This is a genomic window from Streptacidiphilus neutrinimicus (assembly GCF_000787815.1).
Taxonomy (GTDB): Bacteria; Actinomycetota; Actinomycetes; order Streptomycetales; family Streptomycetaceae; genus Streptacidiphilus; species Streptacidiphilus neutrinimicus.
On record NZ_BBPO01000015.1, the window covers coordinates 1 to 11,532 of the forward strand.

Sequence of the window (11,532 nt, forward strand, 5' to 3'; positions counted from 1 at the left end):
CCCCTGAGGACGGGGGCGGATCTGCCCGGCGCCACCGCGGGTCGCGGTCCGGCCTCCTGCCCGGGGCACGGGCCGTGCGTACGACGCGGCGAGGCACTCCGCCGTGCTCCCGGCCTGGACGGCCCGGCCCGGCCGACAGCAGGGCCTGCGGCCCGAACGGCCCCCGCACGCCCGGCCCCGGCCGCCCGCCTGGCTCGGTCTCCCGCACGGCCCGGCACAGTCCTGCCGGTCGCCCTCGCGGCCCGGCTCCGCCGACGGCCCGGCACGGTCCTGCCGGTCGCCCTCGCACGGCCCGTGGGGGCCGGGGCGGCGTTACGCCGCCGGGCGGGCGAGCTGGTCGCCTCCCACCGCGACGATGTACTCCGCGACGGCGTCGCGGTTGCGTTCCAGGCAGCGGATCCGCGCCGTCATGCGGTCGCGCTCCTCCTCGAGCGCGGCCAGCATCTCTGGGGTGGCCTCCTCGAAGAAGATGGCCCGGGTCTCCCGCAGGCACGGCAGGATCTGCTTGATGATCCGGATCGGCAGCCCGGCCCCGAGCAGGCCGCGGATCTGCAGGACCCGGTCGACCAGGCCCTCGTCGTAGTCCCGGTACCCGTTGGCCTCGCGGTCGGAGAAGATCAGCCCTTGTTCCTCGTAGTAGCGCAGCAGGCGCCGAGAGGTCTCCGTGCGCCGCGACAGCTCTCCGATTCGCATGTCAAAAAGCCTCATTCGCCTCGGACTTGACATTCACACCAATGGAAGGGTTTCAAGATTTCGCCAGGCACGCACCGAGCCCCCGCGCAACGGAGGAAGATCATGGGCGAACGGCCCGACGGGTCGTCAAGGAGATCGAGGCCGGCGGCGGCACGGCCGCGGTGATCCACGCCGACCTGGCCGAGCCGAACGCCGCGGTGGACGCGGTGGGGCAGACGCTACGGGAGCCGGGCGGCATCGACATCCTGCTGAACAACGCCGGCTTCCTCGCGTACTCGGGTTCCGCAATGGGGTTTCCCGGCGGATCGGCGAGGCCGAGCCGGGGTAGACGGAAAATGCCCATGGCAAAACGGTAGTTGTGGCGTGCGGCGGTGGCCGCCCGAATCCGCGCTTCTTGACATTCCTTGACGACTCGTCACAGTGCCGTGATGCGAGCGCGGTGGGAACGCACGAGGACCCCCCGATCGTCGGGTCGAGGGGTCCTCGTGCGGGGTGGGGGTCGGGTCAGAAGGACGCCGCAGGCCCGCCGAACCGGACGGTGTTCGACATCACCACGCCGTGGCTGGCCACGTCGATCACCACGTGGTCGCCGTCGGCGATCTGGAAGCCGTCGTGGATGCTGCTCAGGTCCGCTCCGGTCAGCACGTAGTTGACGAGCCCGGGGCGGCGCAGCGCCGGGAAGGAGAACAGGCGGTCCACCATGTCCGAGGTGCGGAACCAGAGCGCGTCGGCGCCGCAGTCGAACGTGCCCTTCCAGGCGGGGCGGCCGTCGCGCTCGATGGTGACCTGGCCGGTGGCCGCCCGCGGCGGCTCGCCGAGGAAGAGGTGCGGCGAGACCGCCGTGTCGCAGAGCTTGCCCGAGGGCGTGTAGCCGGGGTCGATCCGGTGCAGGCCGATGTCGCAGAAGTCGTTGCCGAAGGTGTAGCCCGCGTAGTGGGGCTCGCCGTTCTCGTCGTTGACGAAGACCAGGACGACCTCCGCCTCCTCGATCACGATGACCGGCTCGGCGGGGACGACCAGCGGCTGACCCGGCGTGCGCAGCCACGAGCCGAGGCCCTTGAAGAACCACTTGGGCAGCGGCGGCTGGTCGCCGTGCTGGACGATGGCGTCCGCCTTGTTCTTGTGCGTGCCGAGGAAGCCGCTGACCAGCGAGTGGGCGCCGTCCGTCGGCAGCAGCGGCGGCAGCGCGAGGAGTTCGGGGTCGCCGGCGGTCACCGTGACGGTGTCGGCCTCCCGGAGCAGGGCGACGACCGCCTCCGCGCCGCCCTCGGAAAGGAGGGCGGCGCGCAGCCGGCTCCCGGCCAGCCGGTGCAGGGTCTGCGGCTCGCCCGCCGCCGTGATGCCGCGGCTGACGTAGCGCTCACCCCGGTAGGCGTACTCGCTGATGGTCTCGGTCGTGAGGGACATGGGTGCGGACCTCCGAAGGGTCGTCGAACGGTCGTCGAGTGGGGGCGCGCCGAGCAGGGGGAACCCGGCGCGCCGGGGCGGGACGGTCAGGGGCGTCCCGCGGTCGCCGCCCGGCCGGCGGGCGACCGGACCAGGTCGCCGAGCACGTCGGCGATGCGGTCCAGGGAGGCCTTGATCCACGGGAGTTCGAGCGGGGCGACGGCGGCCAGGGCCGCGGTCCGCTGTGCGTCGGTCTCGCCGTAGAGCCGGCTGGTGGCCGCACGGATCCGCAGCGAACGGCTCGACTCTCCGAAGGCGCTGCCGGGGAGCACGCCGACGCCGTGCCGCTCGGCGAGGAGCGCGGCCAGCTCCGCGCCGCCCGAGACCCCGTGGACGTCGAGCAGTTGCTCCCGCAGCGGCTCGAAGTCCGGGTAGAGGTAGCTGGTGGCGCGCACCGGCGTCAGCTCGGCGCCGACGGCGGCGAAGTGGCGTGCCACCGCGCGCACCACCGTCTCGTGCAGCCGCCGTGCCCCGGCGACGTAGGCGACCACCTCTAAGGGTTCCCCGAACGCGTAGGCGGCGGCCGCCTGGACGGGGGCGGCCGTCGTCGACCAGGTCTGGCTGGCGACGGCCTCCAGGCGGTCGCGCAGGTCGCGTCCGAGGCGGCCCTCGGGCAGCCGGGCGACGCCCATGCGCCAGCCGCCGAGGCCCAGGTTCTTGGTCAGCCCCGTCGTCACCACGGTGCGCTCGGGGGCGAACACGGCCGGGGAGACGGCAGGTTCGGCGTCGTCGAAGACCAGGTCGCAGTAGATCTCGTCGGAGACGACGACCAGGTCGAGCTCCCTGACTGCGGCGCCGAGCCGACGCAGGGTGTCCGGCGCGGCGATGGTCCCGGTGGGGTTGTCGGGCAGGGTGACGATGACGCAGCGCGGGTTCCGTCCGGCGGCCCGGGCGGCGGCCACCGCCTCGCGCAGCGCGTCCGGGTCCGGCACGCCGCCCTGTCCCGGCAGCGTGGGCACGTGGATCGGCCGGGCGCCGGCCAGCCGCGCCTGGGCGGCGTAGCTCACCCAGCTGGGGACCGGCACCACCACGTCTCCGCCGATGGCCAGCATTAGGGCGAAGAGCAGCGGCTTGCTCCCCGGCCCGCAGAGCACGAGCTCGGGATCGGTGGGGAGATCGCGCCGCCCCCAGTACCCGGCCGCCGCGGAGCGCAGCTCCGCGCTCCCGGCCACCGGGCCGTACGCGTTGCGCCCCGCCGCGTCGGCGAGCCGCTCCCGCAGCGAGGGCAGCACGGGCAGACCGATCTCGCCGCTCGCCAGGGACAGCACCTGCTCCCCGGCGAGCCGCCGGCGCTCCAGCGCCTCGTCGGCGGCCAGAGTCGCCGACTTGGTCACCGGCACGGCTTCGGACATGGGGGACTCCAAGGATCAGGCCTCACCGGCCGGAAGCCGGCGGCGAAAGCGGAGGGAACACGCGGCGGGACAGGGCCGCCGGTCCTCGGGCACAAGTCTCGGACGCAGTCGTGCAGTGGCAGGCCGAGGCCGGAGGGCTGGGCACCTGGGTCCCCTGGGGGACCGGCGGCGGCTTGGGGGGTGAGCCGCCGCCGGGCGGGGGCGTGGGTCAGTCCGTGGCGTACTGCTGGCGCAGTTCGACCTTGCGGACCTTGCCCGTGAGGGTTTTCGGGAGGGCAGGGGTGATCTCCAGGCGCTCGGGGAGGAAGCGGGCGTCCTGGCCCGCGTCCCGGAGGTGGGCGCGGATCTCGGCGAGACTCGGCGGGGTGCCGCCGCTGGGGACGACGACGGCGAGGATCGGGTCGTCGACGTGCCCGGTGGGACCGACGATCGCGGCCTCGATCACCTTGGGATGCGCGGCGATGACCGACTCCAGCTCGGCCATCGGGAGCACGATCCCGTCGCGCATGATGGCGTCCTTGGCGCGGCCCAGGACGCGGATCCCGCCGCGTCCGTCCTCGCGGGCCACGTCGCCGGTGTCGAACCAGCCGTCGCCCATCAGCTCGGCGTCGAAGACGTCCTGCTGCTTGTAGTACCCGAGCGCCTGCGACGCCCCGCGCACCCGCAGCCGTCCGACGGGCGCGCGCCTGGTCGGGTCCTCGCACTGGTCGATGCGGATCTCCATGGAGTCGATCGGACGCCCGTGGCTGTGCGCCGCCCAGTCCTGGTTGTAGTCCAGCCGGCTGATGGTGACCGGGCCGAACTCCGACATGCCCCACACCGAGTACGTGCGTGCGCCGAAGGTGTCGCGCAGCTCGTCCACCAGCTCCTGGAGCACCGGCGCCGCGCCGGTGACGGTGTGGCGCAGGCTCGACACGTCGTGCGGGTCGGCCTGCTGGGCGGCGGCCACCCCGGACAGGGTGGGCGGCGGCCCGTAGATCAGCGTCGCGCCGTACCGCTCGACCAGGTCCAGCAGACCCGCGTGGTCGGGGCCGTCCTGGAAGGCGATGGTGCCGCCGAGCATCACCCCGGCGAGCACGCCCTGGCCGAAGCCGGAGTAGTGCACCAGCGGCGTGGTGACCGCGGCGACCAGGCCGCCGTGCAGCAGGAAGGTGTCCACGTAGCCGCGCACACCGGAGTGGACGGTGTTCTGGCTGTGCACCACGCCCTTGGAGAACCCGGTCGTGCCGGAGGTGAACAGCACCACGAACGGCTCGTCCGGGCGCAGCTGACGCCCGTCCAGATCGCCCATGCGCCGGTTCTCCCAGTGCGTGGCGACGAAGTGGTCGTGGAAGTCGACCGCGCCCGCGGGGGCGTGGCCGTCCAGCACCACCACGTGCTCCAGCGGGAGCTCGTGGCGCAGCCCGTTGAGCGTCTCGGCCAGCGGGTAGCCCTCCCACTCCGGCAGGGTGATGGCCACCCGGGCCTCGGTGAGGGCGAGCCGGTGCCGCAGCTCCTCCTCCTGGCAGACCGGCGCGATCGGGCAGATGACCGCTCCCGCCGCCATGCATGCGAACATCAGCGGCACCATCTCCCACCGGTTGGGCAGTTGCACGGCGACGACGTCGCCGCGCTCCACGCCCAGTTCCAGCAGCGCGCCGGCGAACCGGTCGGTCAGCCGGGACAGTTCCGCGTAGTCGAGGGTGTCGGTGCGGGCCTCGGCGAGCCGGCGTCCGGCGATGGCGAGCTTGCGCGGGCGCTCCACGGCCTGGCGGCGCAGGTCGTCCAGGAAGGTCTCGTCCCGCCACCAGCCGCGCCTGCGGTACTCGGCCAGCCGGTCGGCGGCCGACGGGTCGGCGGTCATCGGTGCAGCTCCGCGCGGCGCGTGGCGAGCAGCTCGGGCAGCGGGTCGCCGGCCCGGGACGCGGCGATCTCCAGCAGGTCCCGGGTGTTGGTGCGGACCCGGTCGGCGACCCAGTCGAAGACCCACTGCTTGCGCGCCTCGTGCGACAGCTCGAAGGGGACCACGCGGGTCACGGCCAGGGCCGCGGACCCCGCGCCGCCGATGTTGGCGATGACGCCGGGGACCAGGGTCACCCCGGCGGCCGCCACCTTCTCCCTGGCCTCGTCGCTGGAGGCGATGTTGGCGCCCTCGATCACCATGCGGGCGCGCAGCCGGTGCGCGTTCTCGGCGTTGAGCGCGTACTTCTGCGCCGCCAGCACCAGCAGGTCGGCGTCCAGGTCGAGCCAGGCGTCCGGCTCCCGGTTCACGGTGACGTGCTGGGGCAGCCGCGCGTGGTCGATCCGCCCGAACTCGTCGGTGATGGCGACCAGGTCGGCGACCGGCAGCCGGTCCGCGCTGATGGTGCCCTGCACGTCCGCGATGCCGACGACGACGTGTCCGCGGTCCTCGAGGAACCGGGCGACGGCGCGGCCGACGGCGCCGAAGCCCTGGATCACGATCCGGGCCGGCCCGCTGCGGCCGCTCGCCTCCAGGGCGGTGAGCGCGGCGACGCCGACGCCGTGGCCGGTGCAGTCGATCAGCGGCTCGTAGTAGGTGCGCCAGTCGATCGGCATGTCCGGGGCGCCCAGGCGGTAGCGCGGGTCGTACCCGGCCTCGTCGAAGAAGACGGCCCGGTCGGCCGGGGTGACGCCCATGTCGATACCCAGGTGGATGCCGCCGTGCAGCAGCGGCTTGACGGTCCGCCCGAAGGTGCGGAACGTTTCCCCACGGTCGCCGCCCTCGGCGACGATGCCGGCCTTCGCGCCGCCGATGCGCAGCCCCGCGAGGGTGAACTTCTCGGTCATGTCGCGGGCGAGCCCGGCGACCTCCTCCTTGGTGACCCCGGCGGTCATCCGGGTGCCGCCCATCGCCAGGCCGTCGACGAGCGAGTCGACGACCACCCAGCCCTTGATGTGGCCGCCGCTGCCGCCCAGGTGGACGGTGAAGGCGGGCCCGTTCGAGCCTTGCTCACTCATGGTCAAGTCCTTGCCTACGTAGATGGTTCACGGGTCCTTCCGCGGTCACCGGTAGAGCTGCGCGAAGCCGCGCAGGATCTCCCGGCCGTCCTCGCGGAACTCCAGATGCGCCTGGGCGCCGAAGATCCGGCCGTCGTCGGAGCGCAGGAACTCCACGGGCGCGTGCTCGGAGCGGCCGATCGAGCGGAAGCCCTGCGGGGCCTCCTGCAGGTAGAGGGTGTGCCGGTGGAAGACGGTCACCGTCGGCTTCACGTACTCGAAGAGCGGTTCGGTCTTGTCGACCTGCACCTCGTAGCCGCCGACCCGCTGCGGCCCCTCGGCCAGCCGGCCGCCGGCCGCGACCGCGATCAGCTGCATGCCGCCGCAGATCGCGAAGACCGGGACGTCGGAGTTCATGACCAGGTCGACGAGCGGCTTGTAGAAGTCCTGGTCGTAGGCCCGCACCTTGGTGCCGCTCAGGGCGATCGCCTGGTAGCGGCCGTCCAGTCCGGCGGGCACGGAGGCCGCGTCGACCGCGTCGGTCTCCGAGCCCATGTCCTCGAAGCGCCTGCGGAGCTGCGGCAAAGACAGAGTTCCGTTGTTGACGACTAGCACACGGGGTTTCGCCACGTGCTCGCTCCTCAGGTTCGGGTGATGACGGTGCCGGTGCGGGCGGCGAGCAGGTCCGTGAGGGGGGCGCTGCCGATGACGACCCGCGTCACCCCCCGGTCCAGCGCCTCCCCGGCGGCCCGCAGCTTCTTACGCATGCCGCCGGTGGCGCCCTTGTCGCGGAAAGCGGCGGCGGCCTCGGCGCCGATCCGGTCCACCGGCTGCCCGTCGACCAGCAGGTGCGGGACGTCGGTGACCAGGACCAGGTCGGTGGCGCCGACGGCGCCGGCGATCGCGGCCGCCGCGCGGTCCGCGTCGTTGTTGACCTCCTGCCCGGCGGCGTTGCGGGCCAGCGGGGTGACCAGGTAGGCGTGGCCGGGCTGCAGGTTCTTGAGGGCGGAGGGGTCGACGCCGGTGATCGGGCCGACCAGGTTCTCCAGCTCGACCAGCTGCTTCTCGCGCCACCACCAGCGTTCGCCCTCGCCGGCCTGGACCAGCCCGTCGCTGCCCAGCAGCCACTCCGCGGTGATGCCCCGGCGGCCCAGCCGGCCGAGGACGTCGTCGGCCAGCGCGGAGCTGACCGTCTTGATGTCCTCGATGACCTCGGGCGTGGTCCACCGGCTCTGGTTGCCGTAGCGGTCCCGCAGGATCGCCGACGGCTCGCTGTAGCGCGGGCTCAGCCGCTTGAGCGGCTTGGACCAGCCGTGCACGAGGACCAGCGGCCGGACCCGGCCGTACCGGGCCAGGTCGTCCCACCAGGTGCCGGCGAGGTCGTCCAGGCAGCTGCCGCCGAGCTTGACGACGGTGGGCGCCGCGTCGGTCTCGGGCGCCCCGGTCATGCGGGCATCACCGGCTGCATGGTCAGCCCCGTCTCCTCCGGCAGCCCGAACCGGATGTTGGCGACCTGGACGGCCTGTCCGGCCGCGCCCTTGACGAGGTTGTCGAGCGCGGAGAGGACGACGATCCGTCCCCCCTCGGGGTCGTGCAGGACCGTCACGTCGCAGAAGTTGGAGCCCAGCACCGCCTGCGGGTCCGGCACCGGGATCAGCGTCTCGTTGTGGCGGCGCACCCGCACGAAGCGGCTGCCCTTGTAGAAGCGCATGTAGGCGCGCTGCAGCTCGCGCTGGTCCACCTCCGCGTCGGTGAAGACGTAGGAGCTGGTGAGCAGGCCGCGGACGTGCGAGACGCCGTAGGCGGACATGCTCAGCGACGCGATGCTGCCGGACTTGGCGCGAACCAGGAAGTCGCCGACCTCGGCCGCGTGCCGGTGGCCGGTCGGGGCGTAGGGGGCGATGGCGCCGCTGCGGAACGGGTGCAGGTCCGCGGTGCGCAGCTGCAGTCCGCCGCCGCTGGAGCCGCTCTTGCCATCCACCACCACGGTCTTCAGGTCCAGCCCGAGACCGAGGGTGAGGGGGGCCAGGCCCAGGGTCAGCGCGGTGGCGTAGCACCCCGGCAGCGAGATCAGCGGCGCGCCCACCAACTGGTCCCGGATCAGCTCCGGGACGCCGTAGACGAAGCGGTCCGCCAGCTCGGTGCGGCGCTGGACCTTGGGGTACCAGCGGTCGTGCAGCTCAGGGGTGCGGATGCGGAACGCGCCGCTGAGGTCGACGATCGCGGGGACCTTGTCCGCCAGCTGCTCGGCGAGCTGCGCGGAGACCGGCGCCGGGGTGGCCAGGAACAGGACGTCGACCTGGTCGGCGACGGCCTCGGTGACGGGCTGGACGGTCAGCCCGAGGTCGACCCGCAGGTTGGCGTGCAGCTCGGCCGGACGGCGGCCGACATGGGAGGAACCGCCGAGGAAGGTCAGTTCCAGCTCGGGGTGCTGAGTGATCAGCCTGATCAGTTCGCCGCCGGCGAGCCCGGAGGCCCCGACGACACCGGCGCGGATCATGAGAGCAGCTCCTGGACGAACGAGCCGACGGCGGTGGGGATGTCCGCGCCGGTCACCGAGGCCACCCCGCGGAAGGCGGGGGCGTGGTTGACCTCGTTGACGACGTAGCCGTCGTCGGTGCGGAAGAGGTCGACGCCGTAGATCCCGGCGCCGAGTTCGGAGACCACCGCGTCGACGATCTTCACGACGTCGGGGTCGTAGGCGAGGGTGCTGCTGCGGTTGCCGAGCGCCGCGTTGCTGCGCCAGTCGGCGCCGGCGCTGGCGAACTCCGCGGCGGCGACGATGTCGCGGCCCACCACGAGGCAGCGCACCGAGGAGCCCCCGGAGAGGTACGGCTCGACCAGGCAGGCCTGCTCGAAGGCGTGCCCGAGGTCCTCGACGTAGTCGTAGACGGACTGGGCGGTGTCGGTGTGGCGGATCAGGGTGACCCGCTTGCCCATGCCGCCGAAGATCGGCTTGAGCACCACCGGCACGCCGAGCTCGTCGAGCGCCTTCTCGAAGTCCCTGCGGGACAGCACCAGCCGGAAGTCCGGCACCGGGATCTCCGCGGCGCTCAGCACCGACCGCAGCACGGCCTTGTTCTCACAGGCGTTGATGGCCCGGGCGCTGTTGAGGACCGGTATCCCGGCGGCTTCGGCGAGCGTGGCGACCAGGCCGCCGCGCGTGTAGCTGCGGCTGCGCACCAGCAGCGCGTCGAAGTCCTTGACCGAGGGCGCGCCGGGCGCGCCCAGGCACAGGGACTCGTCGTTGACCCACTCGACGTGCAGTCCGAGCTCGGGGGCGGCCTCGATCAGCCGGCGCTCCTCCCAGCTGATCCGGTCCGCGACGATGGCGACGTTCTTGGTCATCTCACTGGCCCCAGTCGCGGAGCGTGACCTCGACCATCTGCAGGGTCAGCCGCCCGTCCTGGATGTCCTCGACGCGCAGCGTGAGCATGCACTCGGGGCAGGAGAACGTCTCGCCCTGGGCGATCGGCGGCACGGTCAGGTCGGTCTCGCACTCGGGGCAGGCGCCGGTCAGGGTGGCGGTGGACATGGATTCACTCCTGTTGGTGGTGAAGGGTGGCGGTGGGTCCGGTCGAGCGGTCGGTGCGGCCGGGCGGTCGTGGGGGTGCGCTCGCGGGGTGGTGCGCTCCTGTGGGGGTGCGCGCGTGCCGTGGGCCTCAGGCGGCCTGGAACTCGACGGCGGCCTTGCGGATCGCGTCGCGGTCCAGCAGCGGTGCGCCGGAGGACTCCTGGCGCTCGATCAGCCACGGCGTGAAGGCGTCGACGTCGACGAGGACGCCGGAGTCGTTGAGGGCCCACTTGACCAGCGCGGTGGTGAGACGGGTGCGCACGAGCAGCTCGCGGGAGTTGCCGACGAGCTCGGCCGGCAGCGTCTCGTAGGCCTCGGGGTGGCTCAGCTGGCCCGGCAGCTCGTAGGCGAAGGAGTGCGGCGTGGTCGGGCCGGACTGGAACGCCTCGCCCAGCCCGGCGCCCTTGAGGGCGAGCCGCGAGAGCTCGGTGAGGTGGGTCAGGTCGAAGCGGGTGTCGCCGTGGATCACGCGCAGCGAGGTGAGCAGCTCGGCGAGCGGGGCGTTGCCGCCGCGTTCGCCGATCCCGCCCACGGTCGCGGAGATCCACTTCGCCCCGGCGCGCACGGCGGCCAGGGAGTTGGCGACGGCCATGCCCAGCATGTTGTGCGAGTGGATCTCGATCTCGGAGCCGTCGATCGCGGTCAGGTCCGCGATCACGTCCTGCATCTGCCACGGCGACAGGTACGCGACGGTCTCCGCCAGCCGGAACCGGTCGGCGCCGGCGTCGAAGCCCGCGGTGACATAGGGGACCAGGCGCTCCGCGGGGGTGCGCGCCGCGTCCTCGCCGCTGAAGGTGACGTGGAAGCCACGGTCCTTGGCCTGCGAGATCGCCGAACGGGCCAGGGCCTGGAGGAACTTGGCGCTGGGCGAGCCGAGCTTCAGCTTGGCGTGCTGCTCGGACGTGGGAATGGAGTACATGATGTGCCGCACCCCGAGGCGCTCGGCCTCGTCGAGGGCCGTCGCCACCTGCTGGCGGTCGCGCACGACCACGAGCGTCATGCTGCGCTCGGGGCCGACGGCCTCGTGGGTGGCCAGGACCAGGTCGGCGTCCTTCGAGTCGGGGCCGGCGACCATGCCCACCTCGACCAGCGCGACGCCCGTCCGCACCAGCAGGTCGGCGATCGCGGCGGCGTCCCTGGGCCCGAATTCCACGCCCGCCATATGCGCGGAGTCGCGCAGCGTGGCGTCGGATATCTGCGGCGGAACCGGGAGTGCTCTCCCGTGCTCTTTCTTTTCCATTGCGTTCCCTCCTCCTGAGTCCGGGAGGTTTTCCCGGAGCTGGCTCCGCGTGAATTCCGTGGCCCGTAGTTCGTGGGCGGGAGGCTCGTCGCCGGAGCTCGGTGGCGCGGTGCGCACTGGTGACCATCCTGTCCGCGGGGGCCTGGCCAGGCAATCATTCTTGTGTCCGGCATTGTCAAGGAATGTCGGCGAACGTCATCGGAGGGTGGGCTGAACCGGATATTTCGCCGCTTTGTCGAATTGCCCCGGGGAACGCCGAGGGGCGGGCCGGGGAATTCCCCGGCCGGCCC

General features: G+C 72.8%; 12 protein-coding genes. 1 reads left to right on the forward strand and 11 read right to left on the reverse strand.

The genetic code is table 11. From position 1 onward, the window contains the following. Positions 1-312 precede the first annotated feature (312 nt). Entirely contained in the window at positions 313-693 is a 381-nt protein-coding gene (locus TR48_RS12385) for a MerR family transcriptional regulator (protein WP_042366157.1), read from the reverse strand. A gap of 41 nt (positions 694-734) precedes the next feature. Between TR48_RS12385 and TR48_RS41845 the strand changes: the two genes are divergently transcribed. Next, entirely contained in the window at positions 735-1,049 is a 315-nt protein-coding gene (locus tag TR48_RS41845) for an SDR family NAD(P)-dependent oxidoreductase (RefSeq protein WP_152627938.1), read from the forward strand. A 148-nt stretch (positions 1,050-1,197) separates the two neighbouring features. On the opposite strand, the gene TR48_RS12395 is transcribed toward TR48_RS41845, so the two are convergent. From TR48_RS12395 to TR48_RS12440, 10 genes are all read right to left on the reverse strand, one after another. Continuing rightward, positions 1,198-2,100 carry a fumarylacetoacetate (FAA) hydrolase gene (locus TR48_RS12395; RefSeq protein ID WP_042366159.1) on the reverse strand — a complete coding sequence of 301 codons (903 nt, stop codon included), beginning with the start codon at positions 2,098-2,100 and terminating at the stop codon, positions 1,198-1,200. 86 nt (positions 2,101-2,186) lie between these two features. Beyond that, positions 2,187-3,491 carry a pyridoxal phosphate-dependent aminotransferase gene (locus TR48_RS12400; RefSeq protein ID WP_042366160.1) on the reverse strand — a complete coding sequence of 435 codons (1,305 nt, stop codon included), beginning with the start codon at positions 3,489-3,491 and terminating at the stop codon, positions 2,187-2,189. A gap of 208 nt (positions 3,492-3,699) precedes the next feature. After that, positions 3,700-5,334, reverse strand: a complete 1,635-nt coding sequence (locus TR48_RS12405) for an AMP-binding protein (protein WP_042366161.1) — start codon at positions 5,332-5,334, stop codon at positions 3,700-3,702. Further along, entirely contained in the window at positions 5,331-6,449 is a 1,119-nt protein-coding gene (locus TR48_RS12410) for a Glu/Leu/Phe/Val dehydrogenase dimerization domain-containing protein (protein ID WP_052442620.1), read from the reverse strand. Before TR48_RS12410 ends, TR48_RS12405 begins: the two co-directional genes overlap by 4 nt. 45 nt (positions 6,450-6,494) lie before the next feature. Next, positions 6,495-7,058 carry a type 1 glutamine amidotransferase gene (locus TR48_RS12415; protein ID WP_042366162.1) on the reverse strand — a complete coding sequence of 188 codons (564 nt, stop codon included), beginning with the start codon at positions 7,056-7,058 and terminating at the stop codon, positions 6,495-6,497. Positions 7,059-7,069: 11 nt separating this feature from the next. Further along, positions 7,070-7,876, reverse strand: a complete 807-nt coding sequence (locus TR48_RS12420; RefSeq protein ID WP_042366163.1) for an amino acid kinase family protein — start codon at positions 7,874-7,876, stop codon at positions 7,070-7,072. Next, positions 7,873-8,928 (reverse strand): N-acetyl-gamma-glutamyl-phosphate reductase, encoded by a 1,056-nt coding sequence (gene argC / locus TR48_RS12425; RefSeq protein ID WP_042366164.1) that lies wholly within the window; start codon positions 8,926-8,928, stop codon positions 7,873-7,875. The genes TR48_RS12420 and argC overlap by 4 nt, the downstream gene beginning before the upstream one ends. Then, positions 8,925-9,776 (reverse strand): ATP-grasp domain-containing protein, encoded by an 852-nt coding sequence (locus TR48_RS12430; protein WP_042366165.1) that lies wholly within the window; start codon positions 9,774-9,776, stop codon positions 8,925-8,927. Before TR48_RS12430 ends, argC begins: the two co-directional genes overlap by 4 nt. A 1-nt stretch (position 9,777) precedes the next feature. Then, the gene (locus tag TR48_RS12435) at positions 9,778-9,963 is read right to left on the reverse strand and encodes a lysine biosynthesis protein LysW (RefSeq protein ID WP_042366166.1); all 186 of its coding nucleotides are present in this window, start codon (positions 9,961-9,963) and stop codon (positions 9,778-9,780) included. A gap of 127 nt (positions 9,964-10,090) precedes the next feature. Beyond that, on the reverse strand, positions 10,091-11,242 hold the full coding sequence (locus tag TR48_RS12440) for a hydroxymethylglutaryl-CoA lyase-like TIM-barrel protein (RefSeq protein WP_084729287.1): 1,152 nt from the start codon (positions 11,240-11,242) through the stop codon (positions 10,091-10,093). Positions 11,243-11,532: the final 290 nt, after the last annotated feature.

Coding starts and splice junctions, on each gene's coding strand:
- TR48_RS12440 (WP_084729287.1), bottom strand. CDS start 11,242: ATGGAAAAGAAAGAGCACGGGAGAGCACTCCCGGTTCCGCCGCAGATA.
- TR48_RS12400 (WP_042366160.1), bottom strand. CDS start 3,491: ATGTCCGAAGCCGTGCCGGTGACCAAGTCGGCGACTCTGGCCGCCGAC.
- TR48_RS12430 (WP_042366165.1), bottom strand. CDS start 9,776: ATGACCAAGAACGTCGCCATCGTCGCGGACCGGATCAGCTGGGAGGAG.
- TR48_RS12405 (WP_042366161.1), bottom strand. CDS start 5,334: ATGACCGCCGACCCGTCGGCCGCCGACCGGCTGGCCGAGTACCGCAGG.
- TR48_RS12395 (WP_042366159.1), bottom strand. CDS start 2,100: ATGTCCCTCACGACCGAGACCATCAGCGAGTACGCCTACCGGGGTGAG.
- TR48_RS12420 (WP_042366163.1), bottom strand. CDS start 7,876: ATGACCGGGGCGCCCGAGACCGACGCGGCGCCCACCGTCGTCAAGCTC.
- TR48_RS41845 (WP_152627938.1), top strand. CDS start 735: ATGGAAGGGTTTCAAGATTTCGCCAGGCACGCACCGAGCCCCCGCGCA.
- TR48_RS12385 (WP_042366157.1), bottom strand. CDS start 693: ATGCGAATCGGAGAGCTGTCGCGGCGCACGGAGACCTCTCGGCGCCTG.
- TR48_RS12410 (WP_052442620.1), bottom strand. CDS start 6,449: ATGAGTGAGCAAGGCTCGAACGGGCCCGCCTTCACCGTCCACCTGGGC.
- TR48_RS12435 (WP_042366166.1), bottom strand. CDS start 9,963: ATGTCCACCGCCACCCTGACCGGCGCCTGCCCCGAGTGCGAGACCGAC.
- argC (WP_042366164.1), bottom strand. CDS start 8,928: ATGATCCGCGCCGGTGTCGTCGGGGCCTCCGGGCTCGCCGGCGGCGAA.